The sequence below is a fragment of the Tropicibacter naphthalenivorans genome (genome assembly GCF_900176475.1).
Lineage (GTDB): Bacteria > Pseudomonadota > Alphaproteobacteria > Rhodobacterales > Rhodobacteraceae > Tropicibacter > Tropicibacter naphthalenivorans.
Map to the genome: position 1 here is coordinate 353,733 of NZ_FWXX01000002.1, position 25,490 is coordinate 379,222.

Genomic DNA, 25,490 nt, shown 5'->3' on the forward strand with positions numbered 1-25,490 from the left:
CTTTCCCCATGACTGAGCCCATGACTGACTTGCACATCGTCGCTGACATCGGCGGGACCAACACCCGCGTCGCCCTTTGCCAGGGCGCACGCGTTCTGACCGACACGATCCGCCGCTATCGCAACGCCGAGCACCCCGGTATCGCCCCGATTTTGCGGGATTTTCTGGCGCATACGCCGGGCAATCCGCGCGCGATTTGCATCGACCTTGCCGGGCCGGTGCATGATGGTATCGGCACGCTGACCAACCTCGATTGGATCGTCGACGCGCGGGCGCTGGCGGCCGAGTTCGGCGCGGACGTGGTCGAGCTGCTCAACGACATGCAGGCCCAGGGCCACGCGGTGCCGTATTTCAAGGCCGATGCCCTGACCCCGATCCTGCCGGGACAAGAGGCGAGCCCCGGCGCGGCGCGTCTGGTGGTGAACGTCGGCACGGGCCTCAACATCGCGCCGGTCTATTCTGTCGGTGCGAAAACCGTGGTGCCCGCCGCCGAGGCTGGACACATCTCGCTTCAAGCCAAGGACGACGAAGAGCTGCGCCTGCTGACCTGGATCGCGGCCAAGCACCCCAGCCCCGGTGTCGAGGACATCCTTTCGGGGCGCGGGCTGGAACGTTTGCACGCCTTTGTCTGCGACGACGAAGGCACCGGCACCCCGCTGGACGCCGCCGGGATCATGGCGGCCTTTCTGGAGGGCGACGCGCAATGCGCCCGCGCCGCGCGTCTGTTCGTGCGGTTTCTGGGGCGCTACACCGGGGATCTGTCGCTGATCACCCTGCCCTTTGGCGGCATCTACCTGGTGGGCGGCGTGGCGCGCCACCTTGGCCCGCACCTGCTGCGCCTGGGCTTTGCCGAGAGCCTCGCCGACAAGGGCCGCTTTGCCCCTTATGTGACGCAATTCCCGGTGCATCTGGTGACCGACGACTACGCCGCGCTGGCGGGCTGCGCAGGCCACCTATCCGAAGTTTTCGCCCCCGAATAACGCGCTTTCGTGCAGAAAACGCCCGGCTTCGTGCTTTGAAATCTAGCAGGTCAAGGGTCAGCGCCCTTGACCCTTTTCGCTTTTACGCCACCCTGACTTGCATTGCTGCACAGCAGCGATACAGTGCAGACAAGCAATTTACCAAAAGGCGATCCATGCAGATCAACACCGTTTCGACCCAGCCCATTGATGGACAAAAACCCGGCACCTCGGGCCTGCGCAAGCAGACTTCGGTGTTCATGCAGCCGCACTTTCTGGAAAATTTCATCCAAGCCATCTGGACCGGCATCGGCGGCGTCGCGGGCAAGACCCTGGTCCTTGGCGGCGACGGGCGGCATTTTAACGAACAGGCGTCGCAAGTGGTTCTGCGCATGGCCGCAGCGGGCGGCGCGGCCAAGGTGATCGTTGGGCAAAACGCCCTGCTCAGCACCCCGGCGGCGTCCAACCTGATCCGCAAGCGCAAGGCGGACGGCGGCATCATCCTGTCCGCCAGCCACAACCCCGGCGGGCCGAACGGCGATTTTGGCGTCAAGTACAACACCGCCAACGGTGGCCCCGCGCCGGAAAGCGTGACCTCGAAAATCTATGAGGCGACCAAGACCCTGACCGAATACCAGATCGTCGAGTCGCAGGACATTGACCTGTCGACCGTGGGCGAAACCAAGCTGGGCGAGACCGTGATCGAAGTGGTCGACCCCGTCACCGACTATGCCGAGCTGATGGCAGACCTCTTCGACTTCGACGCCATCAAGGCGCTCTTCGCGGGCGGTTTCCGGATGCGCTTTGACGCCATGCACGCGGTCACCGGCCCCTATGCCACCGCCATCCTCGAAGACACGCTGGGCGCGGCCAAGGGCAGCGTCATCAACGCCGTGCCCTCTACCGATTTTGGCGGCGGCCACCCGGACCCCAACCCGATCTGGACCAAACCCCTCGTGGACGAGATGTTCAGCGAGACGGCGCCGGATTTCGGCGCGGCGAGCGACGGTGATGGCGACCGCAACATGATCCTCGGGCGCGGCATCTACGTGACGCCCTCTGACAGCCTCGCTGCCATTGCCGCCAACGCCACGCTTGCCCCGGCCTATGCGGGCGGCCTTGCCGGTGTCGCGCGTTCCATGCCGACCTCGCGCGCGCTCGACCGGGTGGCGGACAAGCTGGGCATCGCCTGCTTTGAAACCCCCACCGGCTGGAAGTTCTTTGGCAACCTGCTGGACGCGGGCAAAGCCACCCTTTGCGGCGAGGAATCCGCCGGTACGGGCAGCGATCACGTGCGCGAAAAAGACGGCCTCTGGGCGGTGCTCTTTTGGCTCAACATCCTCGCCAAGCGCGGCGTGTCCATGCAGCAACTGATGGCCGAGCACTGGGCCGAATACGGTCGCAACTTCTACTCGCGCCACGATTACGAAGGCGTCGACGCCGAGGCCGCAAACGCCCTGATGGACGACCTGCGCGCGCGCCTTGGCACCCTTGCAGGGACCTCGCCGAGCGGTCTGGAGATCGAGAGCGCGGATGAATTCGCCTATGACGATCCGGTCGACGGCTCGCGCACCGAGGCCCAAGGCCTGCGGGTGCATTTCGCGGATGGCGCGCGGCTGGTGTTCCGCCTGTCGGGCACCGGCACCGTGGGCGCGACCCTTCGCGTCTATATGGAGGCGCTGGCGACGGACGGCTTTGACCGCGACCCCCAAGAGGTGCTCGCCCCGGTGATTGCAGCCGCCGAGGAATTGGCGCAGATTAAGGCTCGGACAGGGCGCGACGCGCCGGACGTCATCACCTAAAGCCAAAATCGAAAGCACCCCATGCGCGCAATTCTTCTGATGGTCCTGTCCATGGGGCTGCTCGCCTCGCTCGACGTGTTTGTCAAACTGGCGACGCAGACCGCGCCCTCGGGGCAAGTCATGCTGCTGCTCAGCCTTGGCGGCACGGCGATGTTCATCCTGTTGGCGCGTCTCAAGGGCATCCCCCTGTGGACCGCCGACGCCCGCCATCCGATGCTGCTGTGGCGCAATGTGGCCGAGATCTTTGGCTCGATCGGCATGATTGTGGGCGTGGCCAACACGTCTTTGCCGGTGTTTGCGGCGATCACGCAGGCCGGGCCTTTGGTCGTCACCATCGGCGCGGCGGTGTTCCTGCGCGAACAGGTCGGCTGGCGGCGCTGGGTCGCTGTGCTGGTGGGCCTTGTGGGGATGCTGATCGTGATCCGGCCCTGGGGCGCGAGCTTCACCGGGTGGGAGCTGTTCGCCGTCATGGGCATCACCGCCCTGTCGGCGCGCGATTTGATCACCCGCATGAGCCCAGCCAACATGCACCCGATCGCGATTTCCATGTGGGGGTTTGCGGCGACCATCCTGCCGGGGATCGTGCTGATCGCGCTGGCGCAGACGCCGCTCAGCTGGGAGCCGCGGGTCTGGGCGCTGGTCGGCTGCGGGGTCTTGGTCGCGGTCAGCGGCTATCTTGCGGTGACCACCGCCATGCGGCTTGCGCCCGCGTCCACCGTGGCCCCGTTCCGCTATACCCGTTTGATTTACGCCATCTTTTTCGGAATCGTAGTGTTTGGCGACTACCCCGACAACTGGACCCTGCTGGGCAGCGCCTTGATCCTTGGGGCGGGGCTGTATTCCTTTATGAGAGAGCGCGCGCTGGCCCGCCAGACCCGCCTGTCGCCCATCGCCGCCGTGGGCATCGACCCCGGCACCGAAGGTCCGCTTCGCTAAGACACCGAAGACCCGCTTCGTTAAGTCCCCGCGGGCGCGCCACAGGAATGACCGCTAAAGGAAATGTTAGCGTGCGCCGTTAGCGCAACCCCTGCAACGAAAGCGGCGTTAGCGGTAACACAATCGTTTACTTTCGCTCAGAGGCTGATAAGAGAAGCGCGAAACGCAAGCTTACGGAGCCTCCCATGAGCACCATCATCGACATCCACGCCCGCGAAATCCTTGACAGCCGTGGCAATCCCACCGTCGAAGTCGACGTCACCCTCGAAGACGGCTCGATGGGCCGCGCCATGGTGCCCTCGGGCGCATCGACCGGCGCCTACGAGGCCGTGGAAAAGCGCGACGGCGACAAATCCCGCTACATGGGCAAGGGCGTCACCGAGGCGGTCGCCGCCGTGAACGGGGAAATCGCCGAAGCGATCCTGGGCTTTGACGCGGTCGAGCAGGTCGGCATCGACATGGCGATGATCGAACTGGACGGCACCGAGAACAAGGGCCGCCTTGGCGCAAACGCCATCCTCGGCGTGTCGCTGGCCACCGCCCGCGCCGCTGCCGATTTCACCGGCCAGCCGCTGTTCCGCTATGTGGGCGGCACCTCGGCGCGCACCCTGCCCGTCCCGATGATGAACATCATCAACGGCGGCGAGCACGCCGACAACCCGATCGACATCCAGGAATTCATGATCATGCCGGTCGCCGCCAGCAACATCCGCGAGGCGGTGCGCATGGGCTCTGAGGTGTTCCACACCCTGAAAAAAGAACTGTCCGCGGCGGGCATGTCCACCGGCCTTGGCGACGAAGGCGGCTTTGCCCCGGAACTGGGCAGCACCCGTGACGCGCTGGATTTCATCCTCAAGTCCATCGAAAAGGCAGGCTACAAGCCGGGCGATGACATCTACCTTGCGCTCGATTGCGCCGCGACCGAGTACTACAAGTGCGGCAAGTATGAGATGAAGGGCGAAGGCGCGTCGCTGTCGTCCGACGAGAACGTGCGCTACCTCGAAGCGCTGTGCAACGACTACCCGATCATCTCGATCGAGGACGGCTGTTCCGAGGATGACTGGGAGGGCTGGAAGGCGCTGACCGAAACCCTTGGCAACCGCGTGCAACTGGTGGGCGACGATCTGTTCGTGACCAACCCGGCGCGTCTGGCCATGGGCATCGAAAAGGGCTGTGCCAACTCGATGCTGGTCAAGGTCAACCAGATCGGCACCCTGACCGAGACTCTGCAAGCCGTTGAAATGGCGCACCGCGCACGCATGACCAACGTCATGTCGCACCGCTCGGGCGAAACCGAGGACAGCACCATCGCCGATCTCGCCGTGGCGACCAACTGCGGTCAGATCAAGACCGGCTCGCTGGCGCGTTCGGACCGGCTGGCCAAGTACAACCAACTGATTCGCATCGAAGAAATGCTGGACGAGACCGCAACCTACGCGGGTAAATCCATCCTTCGCTAAGGGCTGACGCCGCATAGCGTCACTCCCTGACACAATTTAAGGGCGCAGTCACACGAGGGCTGCGCCCTTTTATATACTTTAGAACAGCAGACACACGTTTGAGTGGGGAGTTAATAATGGTAATCAATTAGTTAACGACCTTCAGACTATGGCACTAATGACTGACACGCCTGCTGCACGACTGGACGTTCTGCACCGCGCCGATTTTAGCGACTTTTCTGAATTCGCCCTGCGGCAAATGCTTGTGTTCGTCTCGGCGGTCATCATGACCGCTGTGACCGGGGATGTGATCTTTGCCCTTTGGCTTGGGGTCTATTTCACCCTTCAGGCGATCTACTGGAAGCTGGTCACCACCCGCCGCACCCAAGTCTCCCTCGCGCGTTTGCTTGCCGCTTATGGGATGTATGTGGCGACCCTGACCTGTTTTGCCTTTGCGCCGTTCTACGCCATGATGATGCCCGACCCGATCTATGTCTTTGCGGGGGGCTATGCGCTGATGGCGGTGACCCTGTTCATCACCCAGCGGCCCGATCCGGGGTGGGATCTGGTGCTGCTGGATTCGGGGCTGTTTGCCGCCGGGGTGCTGGGCACGCTGCTGCTGCTGTGGCCCAAAATTGCCACAACCGGTGAGGCGCTGGTCGCGCTGGTGATCTGCGGCTCGGTGGTGGTGTATTTCTTTCGCTCGAACGTGACGCGTTATCATCGCCGGGTCGAACGTCTGGAGGCAGAGCAACGCTATGCCCGGGCGCTCAAGGCGCGGGCGCTGGGGCAATTCGTCGGCGGCGTGGCGCATGATTTCAACAACCAGCTGGCGGCGATCCTTGGCCATCTCGAGCTGTTCGAGCTGCTGGACACCCCGCAAGAGCGCGAAGACGCATTGCGCCAGGCCCGCGAATCCGCCGAGCGGGCGGCGATGACGGTCAAGCAGCTGCTGGCCTCGAGCGGGCGCACGCGGCTGTCGCCCAAACCCATCGATATGACCGCCTTTGTCACCCAGCTTGGCCCCGTGGTTCTGGGGCTGACCGATGGCCGGATCAGCTTGCAGGTGGCCGGGCACAGCGAGCGCGCGCTGATCGCCAAGGTCGACACGGATATGCTGGAGACCTGCGTGTTGCAGCTGTGCCTGAATGCGCAGGACGCCATGACCGGCAAGGGCAAGATCACCATCCGCGCCGAGCTGATGCTTGAGCGCCCCACGCTGGAGCCCGCGCTGGAGGCCAAGCCGCCCTACGTGGCGGTGACCGTCGAGGACAGCGGTCCGGGGGTGTCGCGCGAGGCGCTGAGCAAGATCGCAGAGCCGTTCTATACCACCAAGGCGGTGGGCGAAGGGGCGGGTCTGGGCCTATCGGCGGTGGCAGGTTTTGCCCGCCAGTCGGGTGGCGGGCTCTTGTTGGAGAATGGCGCCAAGGGGTTGCGCGCCAGTATCCTGCTGCCGCTTCATGACGCCTGAGGGTTAGCTTTCGGGTTCCTGATAGACTCCCTGTTCCTTGAGCGCGTCGACCACCTCTTTGGGCATGTAGGTCTCGTCGTGCTTGGCGAGGATTTCCGAGGCTTCAAAGACGCCGTCGATGTAGCGACCGGTGCCGACCATGCCTTGGTTTTCCTCGAAGAGGTCGGGCAGAACGCCGGTGTAGACCACCGGCACCGTCGCGCCCCCGTCGGTCACGGAAAAGCGCACCTGTTCGCCATCGCCGCGCACCAGGGTGCCCTCTTCGACGAGGCCGCCAATGCGGAAGGTTTCCGTCGGGCCGGGCGGGGTTTCCATGACCTGGGAAGGCGAGCGGAAGAAGTTGATGCCGTCCTTCATGGCGTAGCCGATCAGCGCGGTCGAGACGACCAGCGCCACGGCGGCCACGGCCACCACCTGAATCCGCCGCTGTTTCTTGAGCGATTTCAAAGCCATCTCAGATCTCCTCCTGGGTTGGAACGCTATATAGGCGATTCACGATGTAAAAGGGAGAGGGAAGCGCGATTTGACGCGGTTGTGAGGATGGGATTTTGGTCGGGGTTTGGAGCCTGTGCTCTTGGGGAGGACTGGGGCGCTGCCCCAGACCCCGGGATATTTGCAAAGAGAAGAAGGGGGGAGGCAGCGCGCATGATCAGGGGAAGCAGGGGGCGAGCATGAGGCCCGCGGTTTCGTCTTCGCCCAGCATGAGGTTGGCGTTTTGCACCGCCTGGCCGGAGCTGCCTTTGAACAGGTTGTCGAGGGCGGCAACGATGATGGTCTTGCCCGGCAGGCGGTCGGCCACCACGCCGATGTGCACGAAGTTGGAGCCGCGCACGTGGTGGGTGGAGGGGGTTTCGCCCATGGGGAGCACTTCGATGAAGGGCTCGGAGGCGTATTGTTTGGACAGCGCCGCGTGGATCGCCTCTGCGTCGCCCTTGACGTACCCGGTGGCGAGGATGCCGCGGTTGAAAGGGGCGAGGTGCGGGGTGAACTGGATTTTCACCGCGCGGCCGGCGATGGCGCTGAATTCCTGATCGAACTCGCCGAGGTGGCGGTGGGTGCCGCCGACGGAGTACGCTTGCGTGCCTTCGGAGAGTTCCGCGTGCAGCAGGTTTTCCTTGAGCGAGCGCCCTGCCCCGGACACGCCGCAGGCCAGATCGAGGATGATGTCATCGAGGTCGATCACCCCGGCGGCGATCAGTGGGCGCAGCAGGAACTGCCCCGTGGCGGCGTTGCAGCCGGTGCCCGCGACCAGCCGGGCCGCCTTTATGTCGTCGCGGTAGAACTCGGTGAGGCCGTAGACCGCTTCGGTTTGCATCTCCTTGGCGGCGTGCTCGTTGCCGTACCACTTCTTGTAGGCTTCGGGGTCGCGCAGGCGGAAATCGGCGGACAGATCGACGATCTTGACCGATTTCGGCAGCTTGGAGATCACCTCTTGCGAGGTCTTATGCGGCAGCGCGCAGAAGCACAGGTCGATCTGGTCGAAGTCGATCTGCTCCCAAGTGACCAGATCCGGCAGGTCGAGGTGGCGCAGATGCGGAAAGACCTGCGCCATGCTTTGCCCCGCCTTGGAGTTGGCGGCCAGCGCCTTGATTTCAAAGGAGGGGTGGGTGGCGATGATGCGGATCAGCTCGGCGCCGGTGTACCCGGACGCGCCGATGATGGCGATGGAATGCGGCATGGCGATGTACCTGTGCTTGGATGGGCCTGACGCGAGGGGCGTCGTCGGTGGCAAGATAGCGGAAAGCTTGGGGAAAGGAGAAGAGCGCGCAAGCGGATTTGCGCGGTAAAGCCGTGGTTTTATCGTCGAAGCGAAGGGAACCTGCGGGTCATGTCGTGTCTCCTGTTGGGGGCGCGATACCAGAGGGGGGCGCGCCGATCAAGGGCCGGATTGCCGGGTGATGCCCCCGGAGGAGACTATGCCTTTGCGCCGCCCCCATTGAAGTTTTCATTAAGATTTTACTGAAACGCTGTTTGTCGGGGGTAGAGATGGAGGGTGTTATGAAACGGTGTATCTATATCAGTCACACGCGCAACCGTCTTGCTGAACAAGATCTGGACGACCTGTTGCTGCACGTGTGGCGGCGCAACCAGATCGAACAGATCACAGGGCTGCTGCTGTATAAATCCAAGACCTTCTTTCAGGTGATCGAAGGGCCGGACGAAAACGTCGATCGCGTCATCGACCGGGTGTTCCATGATCCGCGTCACTTCAAGATGAAGGTTCTGTCCGAACATCCGGGCACGCGCCGCCGCTTTCCCGGCTGGCACATGGGCTTTCGGCGGCTGTACACCAAGCCGATCGCCCATGAGAGCTATTTCAGCCTGACCCGCCGCGCGCTGGAGGCGCGCATTCCCAAAGGGGCCGCGCAAGAGCTGATCATGCTTTTGCGCAGCTATGGAGAGGCCAAGCTGGCGGCCTGAAAATCAGCCTTGAACAGGCCAGCCTTTGGCCTGCCTCAGGCCGAAATGAACTCGACCTTGCGGCGCAGGAATTGCGTCGCATGGCGCGACACCTTGGCCGGATCGCCGGTGGTCAGGAAAGAGGACTCGGTCCCCGATCCCAGCATATCCGGGTGGCGCGTCAGGTAATCGGCCAGCGATTCCGCCACCAGATTGGCCTGCGAGTAGACCTTGACCCCCTGCCCCAGCGCGTCCTGAAAAATGTCCTGCATCAACGGGTAATGCGTACAGCCAAGGATCGCCGCTTCGGGGGTGGGCATCTTGCGCATCAAGGCGTCCACATGGCTGCGCACCAGCGCTTCGGCCAGGATCATGTCGCCGTCTTCGATGGCATCCACCAGACCGCCGCAGGCCTGCGCTTCGACGTCGACACCGATGGCGCGAAAGGCAAGCTCGCGCTGAAAGGCCCGGCTGCGCACGGTGGCGGGTGTTGCGAACAACGCCACGTGTTTGACGTCAACTTCGCGCGGCGGAGAGTTGTCGCCCCACTGCCGTTCGGTCAGCGCCTCAATCAGCGGCACAAAGACACCCAAGACGCGCTTGTCGGTCGGGATCCAGCTTTCCTGCATCCGCCGCAGCGCCGCCGCCGACGCGGTGTTACACGCCAAAATCACCAGATCGCAGCCCGCGTCCCACAGCCGTTCCACCGCCTTGGTGGTCAGGTTGTAAACGTCATCGGCGTCGCGCACGCCATAGGGCGCGTGGGCGTTGTCGCCGAAATAGACCAGCGGCAGATCGGGCAAGCGCTTGCTCACCGCGTCCAGAACCGTCAGCCCGCCAAGGCCAGAGTCAAAAATACCAACGGCCATTGCCTGCTCTCCTCGCTTAATACCGGCGTGGTTGCCCACCGCTGCGATGTTTTTCTTCGAATTCGTACCCGTACTCAAAGGATTTTACCGGGTCCGGCGATAAACCATAAGTGGCTTTTCGCAGGAAATCCATAAGGCCGCGTGTATCTGCGGCATGTGCGGCGATTTGGTGCGGGGGGATGGGCTGGCCTACGGCGATGCGCACCGGGGTGTCGACGCGTTTGCGGAACTCCTTGATCAGCAGGCCCATGCGCAGGGTCGTGTGCAGATGGCTGGCGATCTGGAACAGCCGAGAGGTGTGCCCATCGAAATAGATCGGCACCACCTGCGCGCCGGACTTGGCAATCATGCGGGCGGTGAAACTGCGCCAGCCGGGGTCCATGGGCGCGCCAAAGGGCGTCGCCGCGGTGGCCACCGTGCCACCGGGAAAGATGCCGATGCAGCCTCCCTGCCCCAGATAGTCCAGCGCGGTCTTGCGGGTGGTCAGGTTGAGGCGCACGGCCTCTTTGCTCTCGGCAAAGTCGATGGGCAGAATGACGCGGTTCAGATCCGGCGCGTTGCTGAACACGCGGTGCGCAAGGATGCGAAAATCGCCGCGCGTCTGCGAGAGCAGATGCCCGAGCATGAGCCCGTCGAGAATGCCATAAGGATGGTTGGCGATGGCAATCACCGGGCCGTCTTGCGGGATATTGTCCAGACTGCCGCCAATCACCTCAAGCCGCAGCCCGTAGCGATCGACCATCACCTGCCAAAAGTCGCGGCCCCGCGCGATGTCATCTTGGTAGCCTGCAGCGCGGCGGATCAGCCCCACGCGCCCGGTGGCGTTTTCCATCAGCCGGATCACCGCCCGCCCGCCGCGCGTCTGCGCCGAATGGGCATACGAAATGTCTCGGGCGATCTGTTTGTCGCGCATCTCAGCGCTCCGGTCTGGGTCTGGTCAGGCAGGGTTTAGCGTGCGCGCCCCCGCCTGACCAGAGCCTTACTCCGCCGCTTTGGCCAAGGGCGCGGGGCCGGTGCGCAGAGCGTTCAGCAGCTCCTCACGGCGCTTGGCGGCCTTGGCCTCATTTTCTTGCTTAACGGGGCCAAAGCCCCTGATCTGCAGGGGCAATTCCGCCAGAGCCCGCAGGGCATCGGGGTTGGCATCGGCCTTGGGCAGCCATTCGCGCATGTCCGCCTCGTACTGTTTGATCAGCGCGCGCTCCATCCGCCGCTCATCGGTGCGGCCAAAAGGATCGAAAGGTGTGCCGCGCAAGACTTTGAGTTTGCTCAGAAGTTTGAAGTTCCTCAGCATCCCTTCGCCGTAGGTCTTTTTCATCGGACGGCCATCGCTGCCGATCTTGGTCAAGAGTGGCGGCGCAAGGTGAAAGGACATCTCGAAATCGCCGTCAAAGGCCTCTTGCGCCTTTGCGCGGGTGTCCAGCGCCAGACGGGCGACCTCGTATTCGTCCTTATAAGACAACAGCTTATGATAGCCTTTTGCCACGGCTTCGCGCAGGGCCTCATCGGCGATGCTGTCCACCAGCTTGCGATAGCGTTTGGCCAGACGCTTGTTCTGATACCGGGTCAGATGGGCTGCGCGGAAGGCAATTTTTTCCTCTAGAGTCTTGGGCTTAGAGACCACTTTTGGTGTGATCAGCGCTGCCGCCTGATCCGGGTGCAGCATCGCCCAACGGCCCAGTTCGAAGGCGCGCAGGTTCTTGTCCACCGCCGCGCCGTTCAGCCGGATCGCCTGCGTGATGGCGTCATGGGTCAGCGGCACGAGGCCGTTCTGCCACGCCGCCCCAAGGATCATCACGTTGGAAAAGATGCTGTCCCCAAGCGTCGCCTTGGCCAGTTCCGAGGCGTCGAACAGGCGCACACGGTCTTGAAGTCTTGCCTCAAGAGCAAGCTGCAACCTATCGACAGGCAAGGAAAATTCCGTGTTGCGGGTAAATTCCCCGGTGATGATCTCATGCGCGTTGACCACCGCGCCCGTGCGGCCCGTCCGGGTCAGGCCCAGCGTCTTGGCCCCGGCGGAAACCACCAGATCGCCGCCGATCAAGGCGTCTGCCTCACCGGTCGCCACCCGCACCGCCGAGATGTCCTCGGGGCGTTCGGCAAGCCGCAAGTGGATGTGCACCGCGCCGCCCTTTTGCGCGAGGCCCGCCATCTCCATCATGGCCGCACCCTTGCCGTCGATCTGCGCCGCCTGCGCCAGCACCGCGCCGATGGTCACAACCCCGGTGCCGCCGACGCCGGTGATGACCACGTTATGGGTGCCTTCGATCGTCGGCAGCGTCGGCAAAGGCATGTCCGGCAGGTCCACATCGGTGGTCTGCGCGCGCTTGATCTGCGCGCCCTTCAACGTGACGAATGACGGGCAAAACCCTCTGAGACAAGAGAAATCCTTGTTGCAAGAGCTTTGGTCGATGGCCCGTTTGCGGCCCAGCTCGGTTTCCACCGGCACGATGGACACGCAGTTGGATTGCACGCCGCAATCGCCGCAGCCCTCACAGATGTCGGTGTTGATGAACACCCGCTGGTCCGGGTCCGGGAAGGTGCCGCGCTTGCGCCGCCGCCGCTTTTCCGCCGCGCAGGTCTGGACATAGAGCAAGACCGACACGCCGGGGGTTTGCGCCAGCTTTTTCTGCACCGCGTCCAGATCGGCACGCTCGTGTGCGTCGATCCCTTTTGGGAAGGTGCCGAGGTCGATTTCTTCTTTTTCATCATAGACTAAGGCGACGGTCTTCACCCCCATCGCCAAGACTTCGGCGGCGATGCGCTGCGCGGACAAGCCGCCCTCGTTTGCTTGACCGCCGGTCATGGCGACCGCGTCGTTGTAGAGGATCTTGTAGGTGATGGTTGTCCCCGCCGCCAGCGCCGCGCGGATCGCCTGCACGCCGGAATGGTTGTACGTTCCGTCGCCCAAGTTCTGGAAAACATGGGGCGTTTTCGAAAACGGCGCTTCGCCGATCCAGTTCGCGCCCTCGCCGCCCATGTGGGTAAAGCCGATGGTATCGCGGTCCATCCACTGCGCCATGTAGTGACAGCCGATCCCGGCGTAGGCGCGGCTGCCCTCGGGCACCTTGGTCGAGGAATTGTGCGGACAGCCAGAGCAGAAATAGGGGATGCGCGCGGCGATCTCTTGGGCGTTGTCCGCCTTGGTCGCTTCGTCAATGGCTTGCAGGCCGGCCTTGATGCGGTCGGTGCCGCGGCCTTCTTCCACAAGGATATCGCCCAGCTTTTGCGCGATCCAGACCGGGTCCAGCGCGCCCTTGGTGGGGAACAACTCCTCGCGGTGCAGCGCCCCAGCGCCGCCCTTGTACCAGCCGTAAACGCGGCGGCCCCGGCGGTCGTCAAAGATCGCCTCCTTGACCTGCACCTCGATCAGCTTGCGCTTTTCCTCGACGATGACAATCAGGTCGAGCCCCTCGGCCCAGTCGTGGAAACCGCGCATGTCCAGAGGGAAGGTTTGCCCGACTTTATAAGTGGTTATGCCAAGACGTTCAGCCTCTGCCTCATCTATGCCCAGCAGGCTCAGCGCGTGCAGAAGGTCGAGCCAGTTCTTGCCCGCAGAGACAAAGCCGATCTTGGCGCCGGGCTTGCCCCAGACGCGTTTGTCCATCTTGTTGGCGTGGGAAAAGGCCTCGGCGGCAAAGCGTTTATACTCGATCATCCGCGCCTCTTGGGCGTGGGGCGTGTCGAGCAGACGGATGTTCAGCCCGCCTTCGGGCATGTCGAATTTCGGCGTCACCAGTTGCACGCGATCGGGGCGGCCATCGACGACGGCGGTGGCTTCGACCGTGTCCTTCATGGTCTTGAGGCCGACCCAGACCCCGGCAAAGCGCGACAGGGCGTAGGCGTAGATCCCGTAGTCGAGGATTTCCTGCACGCCTGCGGGCGAGACCACGGGCATATAGGCGTCGACCATGGCCCATTCGGATTGGTGCAACACGGTCGAGGATTCGCCGGTGTGATCGTCCCCCATGGCCATGATGACGCCGCCATGCGCGGACGTCCCGGCCATGTTGGCGTGGCGCATCACATCGCCCGACCGATCCACCCCCGGCCCCTTGCCGTACCACAGGCCAAAGACGCCGTCGAACTTGCCCTGCCCGCGCAGCTCGGCCTGTTGCGCGCCCCACAAAGAGGTCGCCGCGAGGTCTTCGTTCAGGCCTTCCTGAAAGGTGATGTCGGCGGCGCTCAACACCTTTTCAGCGCGCCTCATCTGCAGGTCGACGGCCCCAAGGGGCGAGCCACGGTAGCCCGTACAAAACCCGGCGGTGTTCAGCCCCGCGGCGGTGTCGCGCGCCTTTTGCATGAGCATCATCCGCACCAAGGCTTGGGTGCCATTTAACAAGACCGTCTCTTTGGACAGGTCAAAGCGGTCGTTCAGGGTAATCTGCTGCGTTCCCATTTGGCGCCTCCCAACGCTGAATGTGTGTGCATTAAGATCAAATGTAGGTCACATATTCTGACCCGAACAGGAAAATTTTCTTCATTTTCGGCGCTTAGGCAAAGTTGCCCCTAAACATTTTATTTATGACTGATAGGTAGTCTACGAGAAATCAAAGTTATCGGTATGGACTGGGACAAGCTAAGAATATTTCACGCGGTTGCCGACGCTGGCAGCCTAACTCATGCAGGCGATACGCTGCATTTGTCGCAAAGTGCCGTCTCGCGACAGATTCGCTCGCTTGAGGAATCGCTGAACACCACCCTGTTCCACCGCCATGCGCGGGGGCTGATCCTGACCGAACAGGGTGAGCTTCTGTTCGATGCCACGCAGTCGATGCTCAAGCGGATCGACGCCGCAACCGCGCGCATTCGCGACTCTGAGGAAGAGGTGTTTGGCAAGCTGCGGGTGACCACCACCGCCGGGTTCGGCGCGCTGTGGCTGGCGCCCCGTCTGGCCAAACTTTACGAAAGCTACCCGGACCTGAACATCGATCTGATGCTCGAAGAGCGGGTTTTGGACCTGCCCATGCGCGAGGCCGACGTGGCCATCCGGATGAAGGAACCCAGCCAGGCGGACCTGGTGCGCAAGCGGCTGATGTCCATTCGGATGCGGCTTTATGCGTCGCCCGAATATCTCGCCGCGCATGGCGAGCCGAAAACCATCGAAGACATGGCCAAGCATCGCCTGATTTGCCAGAACCCAAGCTCGGCGCAGGTGTCGGCGGGGATGCTGCTGATCCAGGAGCTGCTGACCCACGACGTGGAACAGACGCTGACGGTGAACAACTACTTTGGCGTGTTGCAGGCGGTGATCTCGAATCTGGGGATCGGCGTGCTGCCCGACTACATCATCGAGGATTTCCCGACCGTCGTGCGCGTGCTGCCTGATATCGAATCGGGCGAGGTACCTGTTTTTCTGGCATATCCAGAAGAATTGCGCCAATCCAAGCGCGTGGCGGCCTTTCGCGATTTCGTTCAAGAGGAAATCATGGCACACCGCAGGTCTCGCAAGGCGATGGGGGCCGACTGACCACACCAATAAATTGCAAAATCCAGTGTGGTATGCACGTCACGCATAGCGGAATTGCTGCATGTGCGACATGATATGTCTTGCTTGAATCATTCTCGATGCAATAATGGGCAGGTGACGATGAAATGCAGCCGCGTTTTATCGCCAACCTCCCTGTTGGACTACGGCCGAGCTTTGCGCTCGGCCTTTTTTTTCGCCGCAGCGCAGCGCAAACCCCGACTGTCTATGCCATTGCCCCGGCGCGCCCCTTGTCATAAGGAAGGCGCAATCCGCATCTGACGCATATGACAGGGACCCTCCCATGCAAGAGCCCGCCATCACCGAAGACCTGATCGCAGCCCACGGCATCAAGCCCGAGGAATACGCCGAAATCCTGCGTATCATGAACCGAGAGCCGACCTTCACCGAGCTGGGCATCTTTTCCGCCATGTGGAACGAGCATTGTTCTTACAAATCGTCGAAAATCCACCTCAAGGGTCTGCCGACCACTGGCCCGCAGGTCATCTGCGGCCCCGGCGAGAACGCCGGCGTGGTGGACATTGGCGACGGTCAGGCCGTGGTCTTTAAGATGGAAAGCCACAACCACCCGTCCTACATCGAACCCTATCAGGGCGCGGCGACCGGCGTTGGCGGCATCCTGCGTGACGTGTTCACCATGGGTGCGCGCCCGATTGCGGCGATGAACTCGCTGTCGTTTGGCGAAAAGGACCATCCGAAAACCCGCCAGCTGGTGCACGGCGTGGTCGAGGGTGTCGGCGGCTACGGCAACGCGTTCGGCGTGCCCACCGTGGGCGGCGAAGTGCGCTTTCACCCCGCTTATAATGGCAACTGTCTGGTCAACGCCTTTGCGGCGGGTCTGGCCGATGCGGACAAGATCTTCTACTCGGCGGCCAGCGGCGTCGGTCGCCCGGTGGTGTACCTTGGCGCAAAAACCGGCCGTGACGGCGTCGGCGGCGCGACCATGGCCTCGGCCGAGTTCGACGAGACCATCGAGGAAAAGCGCCCCACCGTTCAGGTCGGCGACCCCTTCACCGAAAAGCGCCTGATGGAAGCCACGCTGGAGCTGATGCAGACCGGCGCGGTGATCTCGATCCAGGATATGGGCGCGGCGGGTCTGACCTGTTCGGCGGTGGAAATGGGCGACAAGGGCAAGCTGGGCATCCGGCTGGACCTGGAAAACGTCCCCCAGCGCGAAGAGAACATGACCGCCTATGAAATGATGCTGTCCGAGTCTCAGGAACGCATGTTGATGGTGCTGGACCCCGCCAAAGAGGCCGAGGCCAAGGCCGTGTTCGACAAGTGGGACTTGGATTTCGCCATCGTGGGTGAAACCATCGCCGAAGACCGCTTTTTGATCATGCACAACGGCGTTTGCATGGCCGACATGCCGCTGTCGCGCCTGTCGTCCTCGGCCCCCGAATACGACCGCCCGTGGGAGCCGACCGCGCAAGCCGAAGAGCTTGCCGACGTGCCGCAGATCGACGCCATCGACGGGCTCAAGGCGCTGCTGGCCACGCCGAACTACGCCTCGAAGGAGTGGGTGTACGAGCAATACGACAGCCAGGTGATGGCCGACACCATGCGTATCCCCGGCTTTGGCGCGGGTGTGATCCGCGTGGCAGGCACCGACAAGAAGCTGGCCTTCACCTCTGACGTGACCCCGCGCTACGTCAAGGCGAACCCCATCGAGGGCGGCAAACAAGCGGTGGCCGAGGCCTATCGCAACCTGACCGCCGTGGGCGCGCTGCCGCTGGCGACCACCGACAACCTCAACTTTGGCAACCCCGAAAAGCCCGAGATCATGGGCCAGTTCGTGGGCGCGCTGAACGGCATTGGTCAGGCCTGCACCGCGCTGGACATGCCGATCGTGTCGGGCAACGTCTCGCTGTACAATGAGACCGACGGTCAGGGCATCCTGCCGACGCCGACCATTGGCGCGGTGGGTCTGATCGCCGCCGATGAGGAACCGATCCTTGATTACGCGCGCGACGGTCATGTGGCGCTGCTGGTCGGTGAAACAAACGGGCATCTGGGCCAGTCCGCTCTGCTGGCCGAGGTGTTCAACCGCACCGATGGCGACGCGCCGCACGTCGATCTGGCCGCAGAAAAGCGCAACGGCGAGTTCATCCGCAACAACCGCGCGTGGATCCGCTGCTGCACCGACCTGTCCGACGGCGGCCTTGCGCTGGCGGCGTTCGAGATGGCCGAAGCGTCCGGCGTGGGCGTTCAACTGGACATGGACGACACCCCGACCCTGTTCGGCGAAGATCAGGGCCGCTACCTGATCTCGTGCAACTTTGACAGCGCCGAGGCGCTGATGAGCTTGGCAGCGCAAGCGGGTGTCACCATCACCAGCGTCGGCAAGTTCACCGGCGACACGGTGAAATTCGGCGGCTCCGAAGCCAGCTTGTCCGAGTTGCAGGCGATCTATCGCGGCACCTTTGGCGAGACCTTCGCGTAACCTCGCTTAGCTGCGGGCGGAAAAAGCCCCCACACCTTTATCCACAGCGCCCGGCCCCTTGTTGGCCGGGCGTTTTGGCTTTGTACGGGGTTTGTTTTTGCAGCGATTGCGCCCATATTCGAGGCATGATCAAATTCACTCCGATCCTGCTGGCGATCCTGTATGCGCTTGTGAAATATCAATTTTCGGTCTGGCGGACCGGAAAGATGCTGGACGCGCAGTCGACAGAGCTGGCCGATCCCACGCTCAAGGCATTGATGGACCGCATGGCGCAGGCGCTGGAAGTGCCGCGGGTCAAAGTCCACATCTACGAAATCGCCCCGGTGAACGGTCTGGCCGCCCCCGATGGGCGCATTTTCATCACGCGCGGCATGTATGACAAATATCGGCGCGGCGAAATCACCGGCCCCGAGCTGTGCAGCGTGATCGCGCATGAGCTGGGGCATGTGGCCTTGGGGCATTCGCGGCGGCGGATGATCGACTTTTCCGGGCAGAATGCGCTGCGAGAGGCGCTTGGCATGGTGCTCGGCCGTTGGATTCCGGGGTTCGGCGTCGCGGTTGCGGGACTCTTGTCGAATATTCTGGCGGCCAAGCTGTCGCGCAGTGACGAGTACGAGGCAGACGCCTATGCTGCCGCGTTGTTGCATAAGGCCGGGATCGGGATCGGGCCGCAAAAGGCCATGTTCACCAAGCTCGGCAGCGGCGGCGGGCCCGTCCCCGCTTGGCTGATGTCGCACCCGAAACCGGCGGAGCGGATCGAAGCCTTGGAGGCGCTCGAAGCGGGCTGGTCCCCTGTCTAGGCGCTTAGCTCAAACCTCGCCGAGGCGACGTCCTGCCCGTTGACTTGGATCGTCACCGCGTGCGGGCCGGGATGAAGGGTAAAGGTGGTTGCATTGCCCTTGAGCTTATGGGCTTTGGTCAGGGTCAGGGGGTGCCCCGCCTTTAGCTTTGTCGCCTTGAGTTTAAAGACCTTTTCCGCCGTCCCCGAAGGCCGGTGGAACCGCAGGCGGTAATCGACCATGACGAGGAGCGTCTCGGGGCTGGTCAAGGTGACGGACAGCTCCAGCATCTCGCCGATCCTTGGGTTTGCGTCCTCCAGCACGATCTGCGCCTGCACCTGTCCCGCGCGATAGCCCAAGTGATCCAGAGCGCCGCGTTCACCCCGTTTGACGGCGGTGCGCAGGGCATGGCGGGTCATCCACGCCAGTTCCTTGTCGGTTTGGCGGCCTGCGTCCTGCCACTTGCGCAAATGGTCCAAGACCCGGTCCGGCATGACCTTGGACAGATCGTTCATATGGTTCGCCACAGACCGCGTGACAAAGCGCGCCGGATCGCCGTGGAGCGCGTCGAGAAAGCGCAAAGGCACGGCGGGGTCCAGCGTGATATTGCGCGCCCAAGGCAGACGCGGCCGGGTGCCTTCGGACACCAAGCGGCGCACGTGGTAGTTGTCGTCCTGCGCCCAAAGGTCGAGCCGCGCGAGGGTTTCCTCGGGCCAGCGGTTCAGGAAAGGCCGGATGGCGTATTCCATGGAAAAGCGCTGGGTTGCGGCATGGATCAGGTCCAGCGCGCGGTTGCGGTGGTCTTCGAGCCCGTGACGGACGGCCAGAGTGCCGGGGACCGCGTGAATCCAACGGCCAAAGTCATCGTCGGTCTTGGTCGGATCCAAAGGCGGCGGCATGGCAGCGTGCAGCGCCTCTGCCATTGCGGGGAAATCGCTTGGGAGTTGCGCCTCGAGGCAATCGGCAAGCCACTCGAGCCGCTCGAGAAAGCCGCGCCCCGACAAGCCCGCGTTGGCCTGCGCCTGAAAGGCCTCGGTGTCGAACCTCGGCAAAACGCTGTAGTCGCGTGCGAGATCAGCGATGCTGCCTTCGTTGAATATCTGATCCGCGAGGGAGGCCCCTGCGCCGCCGCCCTGCCCGTCTGGTCCACGTGCCATGTCTGCGTTTCCCCAAAGACGCGCGCGCGGCCAAATTCCTTTCAAGGAATTTGCAAATCTTTTGGAAAAGATTTGGTCCCCGCGCGCGGCACCCGATTACATCGTCGACAGCGTCGCACCGCCATCCAGCAAAATGTTCTGCCCGATCATGAACCCCGCGTGCTGCGAGCACATAAACGCGCACATCTTGCCGAACTCTTCGGGGATGCCGTAGCGCTGCGCCGGGATCGTCGCTTCCCGCTGGGCGCGGGCCTCGTCCAGCGTGATACCCTGCTGCTGCGACACGCCGGTATCCAGCGACACGGCGCGGTCGGTGGCGTGAATCCCCGGCAGGAGGTTGTTCACCACCACGCCCTTGGGCGCCACCTGCCGCGCCGTCCCCGCCACGTAGCCGGTCAGACCGGTGCGCGCAGCATTGGACAGCCCCAGCACCGCGATCGGCGCCTTGACCGACTGCGAGGTGATGTTGACCACGCGGCCCCAGCCCTTGTCGATCATCTTGGGCATCAGCGCCGTCATCAGTGCGATGGGCGTCAACATGTTGGAATCAAGCGCTTTGAGGAAATCCTCACGCCCCCAATCGGACCACATCCCCGGAGGCGGCCCGCCAGCGTTGGTCACCAGGATGTCCACGTCGCCCGCAACCTCCAGCACCTTGGCGCGGCCCTCTTCGCTAACGATATCCGCTGCGACGGTGGTCACCTCGACACCAAACCGATCCCGAATGTCCTGCGCCGCAGCCTCCAGCGCCTCGGCCCCGCGCGCGTTCATCACCAGGTCGACGCCCGCTTCGGCCAGCGCCTCGGCGCAGCCCCGGCCAAGCCCCTTGCTCGACGCGCAGACCAGCGCTTTTTTCCCGCGAATACCCAGATCCATGTCCTGCTCTCCCTTGCTGCGTCCAGAACGGTCGGCCCCCAAAAAGGCCGAATGCGGGGCCATATGATGACACATTCCCATGGCATACAATGGCCGTTACAGTAGTTTTACCGGGAATTTCCCCCGGCCGTTCCAAGGGATTGTCGCGCACCATGGCACTTAGAGATTTTCAACGCCCCGCGCAGGGTTTGCAGGTTTACCGCGCCGAGTTTCTGCGCGTGGTCAATGGCGCGAACCTTGGCGACCCGCTTGGCTTTGCCGAAGAGTTGGTGCATGACGACGTCTACCGCCTGTCCCCCGTGGCCGGGGCCACCCAGCTGAGCGTGATCGCCACCGCGACGCCGCCGTTCCGCATTGCGCAGGACTCTGAAACTGGCACCCCCGGCGCGGACATCCACCTTGATTGCTGTGCGACCTTCATGTCCGGCGATGGCCACACCACCGAGGTGCTTGTGCTTGTCGAGGTCGACGGCCAAGGCGACGTGGCGCAGGTCTATCTGTTGCCGCTCGCGCCCCTGTCGGCGAAACACGACTACGTGCTGGTGGGCGTCAGCCAAAAGCTGGCCCTGCAACGCTTTGCCCAGGTCGCCTGCGTGTCCTTTACCGGCGGCACCATGATCACCATGGCCAACGGCGCGCAGCGCCCGGTCGAAGAGCTTGAGGTCGGCGACCGCGTCCTGACCCGCGACGACGGCCCGCAGGAAATCCGCTGGATCGGCCACCAGACCACCCGCGCCGTGGGGGCCTTTGCGCCGATCTGCATCCGCGAAGGCACGCTGAACAACACCCGCGATCTTGTGGTTTCGCCCGACCACCGGCTGTTCATCTACCAGCGCACCGATGAGCTGGGCGCGGGGCGCTCGGAAATCCTCGTGCGGGCGCGGCATCTGGTGAACGGCGATACGGTGACGCGGCTGAATGGCGGCTTTGTGGACTACTACCAGATGCTGTTCGACGCCCATCAGATCATCTACGCCGAAGGCATCGCGGCGGAATCCATGCTGGTCGACACCCGTACCCGCGCCGCCCTGCCCGAAGAGATCGGCGACAAGCTGGCCGAGCTGATCCCCGGCCACCGCAAAAGCGACCACCGCGCTTTGGAAGTGCAAGAAGGCCTGCTCGCCCGCCCCGACGCGGCGGCTTTGCTGCGCAAGTCGTCGGGTGGCTGAGGGTGAGCCCGGTTCGCTCTGCGACAAAGGCTCCGGGGGAGCCTTTGAGGGCCTCACGGGCGGAGCCCCGGCGTAATTTCTTGCCCTAACGCCGTAACTTAATGCCTCGCGACCCTTGACGCGCACCCGCATCGCGGGTGTTCTCTGCCTTCGGGGTAAGGTGAGGGGCAGATGGCCAACCGGCAACATATCGAGTGGCTTTTAGAAGGCGTCGGCGCATGGAATGCCCGCCGCGAGCGGGATGATTTTGTTCCGGATTTTGAGGGACTTGATCTTGCCCGCCTTTTATATCAACAACGGAAAGATTTACCGGAAAATCAGCAATCACGGCATCTCTTGGTCAGTGTTAATCTAAGCAGGGCCAACCTGAGGTACGCGAGCTTAGATTTGGCAGACCTCCGCTATGCGAATTTCAATCGAGCAGACCTTTCATTTGCGAAGCTCTTCTCTGTCGTCCTCATAAAAGCCAACCTAACAGAAGCAACGTTGAAAAGTTGTCAATTAATCAAATCGAATCTGTCTGAAGCAGATTTACGCGGAGCAGATTTATCGAATGCCTCTCTGGAAAGCTCATTTCTTTCCGGTGCTGATCTACGAACCTTTGTAGGTCGCGACGAAACTGGAAAGCTATCAATTCTTACAACAAACCTATCTACAGCCAAGTATCTGAAACAAGACGCTCTTAACGAGACAATCGGCGACCAAGGAGTTGTGCTTCCTTCCAGAACCACTATTAATCCTCCTGCCCATTGGCCGCCATTGTCAGACACTATAGCGGAGTTCATTGGGGAAGCCGCGCCACGATCGCATATTGATAACGAACTCGAACTCCCCCTCATCAAAGCCAGCGCCGTTGACTTCCAGATCACCGACGCCGGGGTCGAGGCCACGCCGCCCGAGGGTCAAGACCTCTCGCAAATCACCTTTACCGGCGATTGCCTGCAGCGCTCGACCGCGCTGATTACGACAGCCCGCGATATTGCCGCCTCGGTTTCCAACAAGTTGGGCGAGGACACGCGCGAGGATCTGTTGCGCTATGCGAACCACCTTGAAAACAGCGAGAGTGGCAACCCTCATTACCTTGTCTCGACCTGTGTGGGCATCCGGGCGGACCTTGACGACCCCTTTGTGTCGGATGCGCTGGGGCACCGTCTGACCCGAAAGCTTGAGAATTTCCTCAGCCAGCACAATGACTTCTTGGCCCACTGCCTGCCTGCCACCGCCGAAGCGGTCCAAGTCAAAGCAGATACGCATCCCACGCGCGAGGTGACAAAGGAAGAGGCGACCGCCGTCCTCAACACCCTCGAAGAGGCCATCGCGCAGGCCGAGGCTTCGACCGAATCCTACAGCAAGGTGATTGCCGAGTTCCGCGCTTTTGACGACCACCTCAACGATCTCAAGATAAAGGCGTTTCACCCCGGCGAGATTGAACGCCTGCGCAACGCCGTGCAGCGCGAAACCGTCGAGCTGGGGGCCTTTGGCGCACGGCTGTATTGGCGGGCGAAACAGGTCGTCTCTCGGGCTCGGCTACACGCCGGGGACATTGCCATCGCCGGAACGATCAGCGGCAAGACCGGGGAACAGATGGCTGCGGCGGTTGTCCAATATCTTGAGCCATTGATGCGCAAACTCGGAGAGCTGTTCACCGCCCTGCCGCCACTCTGATCAGGCGCGCAACGCCTCGATCAACTCGCCCTTGTCCATCCCCGACCGCCCGTCGATCTCCAATTCCTGCGCGCGCTCGTATAGCTCGTCCTTGGTCCACTCCTCATAGGGCGGGGCTTTGCCGCCTTTTTCGCTGGGGGACATGTCGTCGTTGGCTTGCGCGTTGGCGATGCGGGCGGCTTTGGATTTGGACATGCCGTCCTCGCGCAGGTCTTCGTACAATTTGTCGTTCTTGATGCTGGGGCCGTGGTCCTTGGTCATCGGGGTCTCCTTTTCCCGGATTAACCACGCGCGCGCGGCAAGGGTTCCGCGCAAAGCACTCCATTGTGCCGCGTCCCGTTTCAGGGTAACGGAGCGGTCATGTTGGATACCGCTTCGAACCGCCCCGATCTGCCTGCCGAAATCGCTCGGCGGCGCACCTTTGCCATCATCTCGCACCCGGATGCGGGCAAGACCACGCTGACTGAAAAGTTCCTGCTGTACGGGGGCGCGATTCAGATGGCCGGACAGGTGCGCGCCAAGGGCGAAGCGCGGCGCACGCGCTCGGACTTCATGCAGATGGAAAAGGATCGCGGGATTTCCGTTTCCGCCTCGGCCATGTCCTTCGATTTCGACGGGTTCCGGTTCAATCTGGTGGACACCCCCGGCCACTCGGATTTCTCCGAGGACACCTACCGCACGCTGACGGCTGTGGACGCGGCGGTGATGGTGATCGACGGCGCGAAGGGCGTGGAAAGCCAGACGCAAAAGCTGTTCGAGGTCTGCCGGTTGCGCGACCTGCCGATCCTGACGTTCTGCAACAAGATGGACCGCGAAGCGCGCGACACCTTTGAGATCATTGACGAAATCCAGGAAAACCTGGCGATTGACGTCACGCCTGCGTCGTGGCCGATCGGCATGGGGCGCGATTTCCTGGGCTGTTATGACATGCTCAACAACCGGCTGGAGCTGATGGACCGCGCCGACCGGAACAAAGTGGCAGAGAGCATCCGTCTGGAAGGGCTGGACGATCCGCGCATGGAAGAGCACATCCCGGCGGACCTGCTGGAACAGCTGCGCGAAGAAGTCGAGATGGCGCGCGAACTCTTGCCCGCTTTGGACCCGCAATCGGTGCTCGAAGGGCACATGACCCCGATCTGGTTCGGCTCTGCGATCAACTCTTTTGGGGTGCAGGAACTGATGGACGGGATCGCCAAATATGGCCCCGAGCCGCAGGTGCAAAAGGCGCAGCCGCGCGAGATTTCCCCCGAGGAAAAGAAGGTCGCGGGTTTCGTGTTCAAGGTTCAGGCGAACATGGACCCCAAGCACCGCGACCGTGTGGCCTTTGTCCGCTTGGCGTCGGGGCATTTTCATCGCGGGATGAAGCTGACCCATGTGCGCACGAAAAAGCCCATGGCGATTTCCAACCCGGTGCTGTTTCTGGCGTCCGACCGGGAGCTGGCCGAAGAGGCCTGGGCCGGGGATATCATCGGCATTCCGAACCACGGGCAGCTGCGCATTGGCGATACCCTGACCGAGGGCGAGGCGCTGCGCGTCACCGGCATCCCGTCCTTTGCGCCGGAATTGCTGCAATCGGTGCGCGCGGGTGACCCGATGAAGGCCAAGCACCTTGAGAAAGCCTTGATGCAGTTCGCCGAGGAAGGCGCGGCGAAGGTGTTCAAGCCGATGATCGGTTCGGGCTTTATCGTGGGCGTTGTGGGCGCGTTGCAGTTCGAAGTCTTGGGTAGCCGGATCGAGCTGGAATACGGCTTGCCGGTGCGCTTTGACGCCTCGCAGTTTACCTCCGCGCGCTGGGTGCACGGGGACAAGGCCGCGGTGGAGAAGTTCATCAACGCCAACAAGCAGCACATCAGCTATGACCATGACGGCGATGTGGTGTACCTGACGCGCTTGCAGTGGGACATTGACCGGGTGGAACGGGATTACCCGGATGTGACCTTGTCGGCGACGAAAGAGATGCTGACTTAAGGTTGTGGGTCGGCCCCGTATGACCGGAGGTGAGCATTCTATAGACTAGGGGGCGCTGCCCCCGCCCTGCGG

20 protein-coding genes are annotated in these 25,490 nt (G+C 62.7%); 12 read left to right on the forward strand and 8 right to left on the reverse strand.

Features of this window, described 5'->3' with window-relative positions:
- Window positions 1–20: 20 nt before the first annotated feature.
- From B9A11_RS06005 to B9A11_RS06025, 5 genes are all read left to right on the forward strand, one after another.
- Window positions 21–980 carry a glucokinase gene (locus tag B9A11_RS06005; RefSeq protein ID WP_234988745.1) on the forward strand — a complete coding sequence of 320 codons (960 nt, stop codon included), beginning with the start codon at window positions 21–23 and terminating at the stop codon, window positions 978–980.
- 155 nt (window positions 981–1,135) lie between these two features.
- On the forward strand, window positions 1,136–2,761 hold the full coding sequence (locus B9A11_RS06010; RefSeq protein ID WP_058246800.1) for an alpha-D-glucose phosphate-specific phosphoglucomutase: 1,626 nt from the start codon (window positions 1,136–1,138) through the stop codon (window positions 2,759–2,761).
- 21 nt (window positions 2,762–2,782) lie between these two features.
- Window positions 2,783–3,697: a DMT family transporter gene (locus B9A11_RS06015; protein WP_058246799.1), complete on the forward strand. Its 915-nt coding sequence runs from the start codon at window positions 2,783–2,785 to the stop codon at window positions 3,695–3,697.
- Window positions 3,698–3,882: 185 nt separating this feature from the next.
- Window positions 3,883–5,157, forward strand: a complete 1,275-nt coding sequence (gene eno / locus B9A11_RS06020) for a phosphopyruvate hydratase (RefSeq protein ID WP_058246798.1) — start codon at window positions 3,883–3,885, stop codon at window positions 5,155–5,157.
- 148 nt (window positions 5,158–5,305) lie between these two features.
- Entirely contained in the window at window positions 5,306–6,607 is a 1,302-nt protein-coding gene (locus B9A11_RS06025; RefSeq protein WP_083499784.1) for a sensor histidine kinase, read from the forward strand.
- A gap of 3 nt (window positions 6,608–6,610) precedes the next feature.
- Here B9A11_RS06025 and ccmE read toward each other — a convergent pair whose 3' ends face one another.
- Both ccmE and argC read right to left on the reverse strand, forming a co-directional pair.
- Window positions 6,611–7,060 carry a cytochrome c maturation protein CcmE gene (ccmE, locus tag B9A11_RS06030; RefSeq protein ID WP_058246796.1) on the reverse strand — a complete coding sequence of 150 codons (450 nt, stop codon included), beginning with the start codon at window positions 7,058–7,060 and terminating at the stop codon, window positions 6,611–6,613.
- 196 nt (window positions 7,061–7,256) lie between these two features.
- Complete coding sequence (gene argC / locus B9A11_RS06035; protein ID WP_058246795.1) at window positions 7,257–8,285, reverse strand: N-acetyl-gamma-glutamyl-phosphate reductase; 1,029 nt, start codon at window positions 8,283–8,285, stop codon at window positions 7,257–7,259.
- A 320-nt stretch (window positions 8,286–8,605) separates the two neighbouring features.
- Between argC and B9A11_RS06040 the strand changes: the two genes are divergently transcribed.
- A complete protein-coding gene (locus B9A11_RS06040) occupies window positions 8,606–9,028 on the forward strand; it encodes a BLUF domain-containing protein (RefSeq protein ID WP_058246794.1) in 423 nt (140 codons plus the stop codon).
- Window positions 9,029–9,063: 35 nt separating this feature from the next.
- Here the strand turns inward: B9A11_RS06040 and murI are convergent, their stop codons facing one another.
- The 3 genes from murI to B9A11_RS06055 all read right to left on the reverse strand — a co-directional run bounded on the left by murI (window position 9,064) and on the right by B9A11_RS06055 (window position 14,272).
- Window positions 9,064–9,876 carry a glutamate racemase gene (murI, locus tag B9A11_RS06045; protein WP_058246793.1) on the reverse strand — a complete coding sequence of 271 codons (813 nt, stop codon included), beginning with the start codon at window positions 9,874–9,876 and terminating at the stop codon, window positions 9,064–9,066.
- A gap of 16 nt (window positions 9,877–9,892) precedes the next feature.
- A complete protein-coding gene (locus B9A11_RS06050; protein WP_058246792.1) occupies window positions 9,893–10,789 on the reverse strand; it encodes a lysophospholipid acyltransferase family protein in 897 nt (298 codons plus the stop codon).
- Between the two features lie 66 nt (window positions 10,790–10,855).
- A complete protein-coding gene (locus tag B9A11_RS06055; protein WP_058246791.1) occupies window positions 10,856–14,272 on the reverse strand; it encodes an indolepyruvate ferredoxin oxidoreductase family protein in 3,417 nt (1,138 codons plus the stop codon).
- A gap of 165 nt (window positions 14,273–14,437) precedes the next feature.
- Here B9A11_RS06055 and B9A11_RS06060 point away from each other — a divergent pair, with 165 nt between their 5' ends.
- From B9A11_RS06060 to B9A11_RS06070, 3 genes are all read left to right on the forward strand, one after another.
- Window positions 14,438–15,343, forward strand: coding sequence for a LysR family transcriptional regulator (locus tag B9A11_RS06060; protein WP_058246790.1), 906 nt, complete (start codon window positions 14,438–14,440; stop codon window positions 15,341–15,343).
- A gap of 301 nt (window positions 15,344–15,644) precedes the next feature.
- Window positions 15,645–17,804 (forward strand): phosphoribosylformylglycinamidine synthase subunit PurL, encoded by a 2,160-nt coding sequence (gene purL, locus B9A11_RS06065; RefSeq protein ID WP_058246789.1) that lies wholly within the window; start codon window positions 15,645–15,647, stop codon window positions 17,802–17,804.
- Window positions 17,805–17,929: 125 nt separating this feature from the next.
- Complete coding sequence (locus B9A11_RS06070) at window positions 17,930–18,604, forward strand: M48 family metalloprotease (RefSeq protein WP_058246788.1); 675 nt, start codon at window positions 17,930–17,932, stop codon at window positions 18,602–18,604.
- Here B9A11_RS06070 and B9A11_RS06075 read toward each other — a convergent pair.
- Window positions 18,601–19,740, reverse strand: coding sequence for a DNA alkylation repair protein (locus tag B9A11_RS06075; protein ID WP_058246787.1), 1,140 nt, complete (start codon window positions 19,738–19,740; stop codon window positions 18,601–18,603). The two genes, B9A11_RS06070 and B9A11_RS06075, sit on opposite strands and share 4 nt — an antisense overlap.
- Before the next feature lie 96 nt (window positions 19,741–19,836).
- Window positions 19,837–20,616 (reverse strand): SDR family oxidoreductase, encoded by a 780-nt coding sequence (locus B9A11_RS06080; RefSeq protein WP_058246786.1) that lies wholly within the window; start codon window positions 20,614–20,616, stop codon window positions 19,837–19,839.
- Between the two features lie 152 nt (window positions 20,617–20,768).
- On the opposite strand from B9A11_RS06080, the gene B9A11_RS06085 reads away from it, so the two are divergent.
- Window positions 20,769–21,785, forward strand: a complete 1,017-nt coding sequence (locus B9A11_RS06085; protein ID WP_058246785.1) for a Hint domain-containing protein — start codon at window positions 20,769–20,771, stop codon at window positions 21,783–21,785.
- Between the two features lie 171 nt (window positions 21,786–21,956).
- Complete coding sequence (locus tag B9A11_RS06090) at window positions 21,957–23,450, forward strand: pentapeptide repeat-containing protein (RefSeq protein ID WP_083499782.1); 1,494 nt, start codon at window positions 21,957–21,959, stop codon at window positions 23,448–23,450.
- Here B9A11_RS06090 and B9A11_RS06095 read toward each other — a convergent pair whose 3' ends face one another.
- Window positions 23,451–23,711 (reverse strand): DUF7218 family protein, encoded by a 261-nt coding sequence (locus tag B9A11_RS06095; RefSeq protein WP_058246783.1) that lies wholly within the window; start codon window positions 23,709–23,711, stop codon window positions 23,451–23,453.
- Window positions 23,712–23,810: 99 nt separating this feature from the next.
- Here B9A11_RS06095 and B9A11_RS06100 point away from each other — a divergent pair, with 99 nt between their 5' ends.
- On the forward strand, window positions 23,811–25,418 hold the full coding sequence (locus B9A11_RS06100; protein WP_058246782.1) for a peptide chain release factor 3: 1,608 nt from the start codon (window positions 23,811–23,813) through the stop codon (window positions 25,416–25,418).
- The last annotated feature ends 72 nt before the right edge of the window (window positions 25,419–25,490 follow it).

Coding starts and splice junctions, on each gene's coding strand:
- argC (WP_058246795.1), bottom strand. CDS start 8,285: ATGCCGCATTCCATCGCCATCATCGGCGCGTCCGGGTACACCGGCGCC.
- B9A11_RS06055 (WP_058246791.1), bottom strand. CDS start 14,272: ATGGGAACGCAGCAGATTACCCTGAACGACCGCTTTGACCTGTCCAAA.
- B9A11_RS06050 (WP_058246792.1), bottom strand. CDS start 10,789: ATGCGCGACAAACAGATCGCCCGAGACATTTCGTATGCCCATTCGGCG.
- B9A11_RS06080 (WP_058246786.1), bottom strand. CDS start 20,616: ATGGATCTGGGTATTCGCGGGAAAAAAGCGCTGGTCTGCGCGTCGAGC.
- B9A11_RS06010 (WP_058246800.1), top strand. CDS start 1,136: ATGCAGATCAACACCGTTTCGACCCAGCCCATTGATGGACAAAAACCC.
- B9A11_RS06040 (WP_058246794.1), top strand. CDS start 8,606: ATGAAACGGTGTATCTATATCAGTCACACGCGCAACCGTCTTGCTGAA.
- B9A11_RS06025 (WP_083499784.1), top strand. CDS start 5,306: ATGGCACTAATGACTGACACGCCTGCTGCACGACTGGACGTTCTGCAC.
- B9A11_RS06090 (WP_083499782.1), top strand. CDS start 21,957: ATGGCCAACCGGCAACATATCGAGTGGCTTTTAGAAGGCGTCGGCGCA.
- B9A11_RS06070 (WP_058246788.1), top strand. CDS start 17,930: ATGATCAAATTCACTCCGATCCTGCTGGCGATCCTGTATGCGCTTGTG.
- purL (WP_058246789.1), top strand. CDS start 15,645: ATGCAAGAGCCCGCCATCACCGAAGACCTGATCGCAGCCCACGGCATC.
- B9A11_RS06015 (WP_058246799.1), top strand. CDS start 2,783: ATGCGCGCAATTCTTCTGATGGTCCTGTCCATGGGGCTGCTCGCCTCG.
- ccmE (WP_058246796.1), bottom strand. CDS start 7,060: ATGGCTTTGAAATCGCTCAAGAAACAGCGGCGGATTCAGGTGGTGGCC.
- B9A11_RS06075 (WP_058246787.1), bottom strand. CDS start 19,740: ATGGCACGTGGACCAGACGGGCAGGGCGGCGGCGCAGGGGCCTCCCTC.
- murI (WP_058246793.1), bottom strand. CDS start 9,876: ATGGCCGTTGGTATTTTTGACTCTGGCCTTGGCGGGCTGACGGTTCTG.
- B9A11_RS06095 (WP_058246783.1), bottom strand. CDS start 23,711: ATGACCAAGGACCACGGCCCCAGCATCAAGAACGACAAATTGTACGAA.
- B9A11_RS06085 (WP_058246785.1), top strand. CDS start 20,769: ATGGCACTTAGAGATTTTCAACGCCCCGCGCAGGGTTTGCAGGTTTAC.
- B9A11_RS06005 (WP_234988745.1), top strand. CDS start 21: ATGACTGACTTGCACATCGTCGCTGACATCGGCGGGACCAACACCCGC.
- B9A11_RS06100 (WP_058246782.1), top strand. CDS start 23,811: ATGTTGGATACCGCTTCGAACCGCCCCGATCTGCCTGCCGAAATCGCT.
- B9A11_RS06060 (WP_058246790.1), top strand. CDS start 14,438: ATGGACTGGGACAAGCTAAGAATATTTCACGCGGTTGCCGACGCTGGC.
- eno (WP_058246798.1), top strand. CDS start 3,883: ATGAGCACCATCATCGACATCCACGCCCGCGAAATCCTTGACAGCCGT.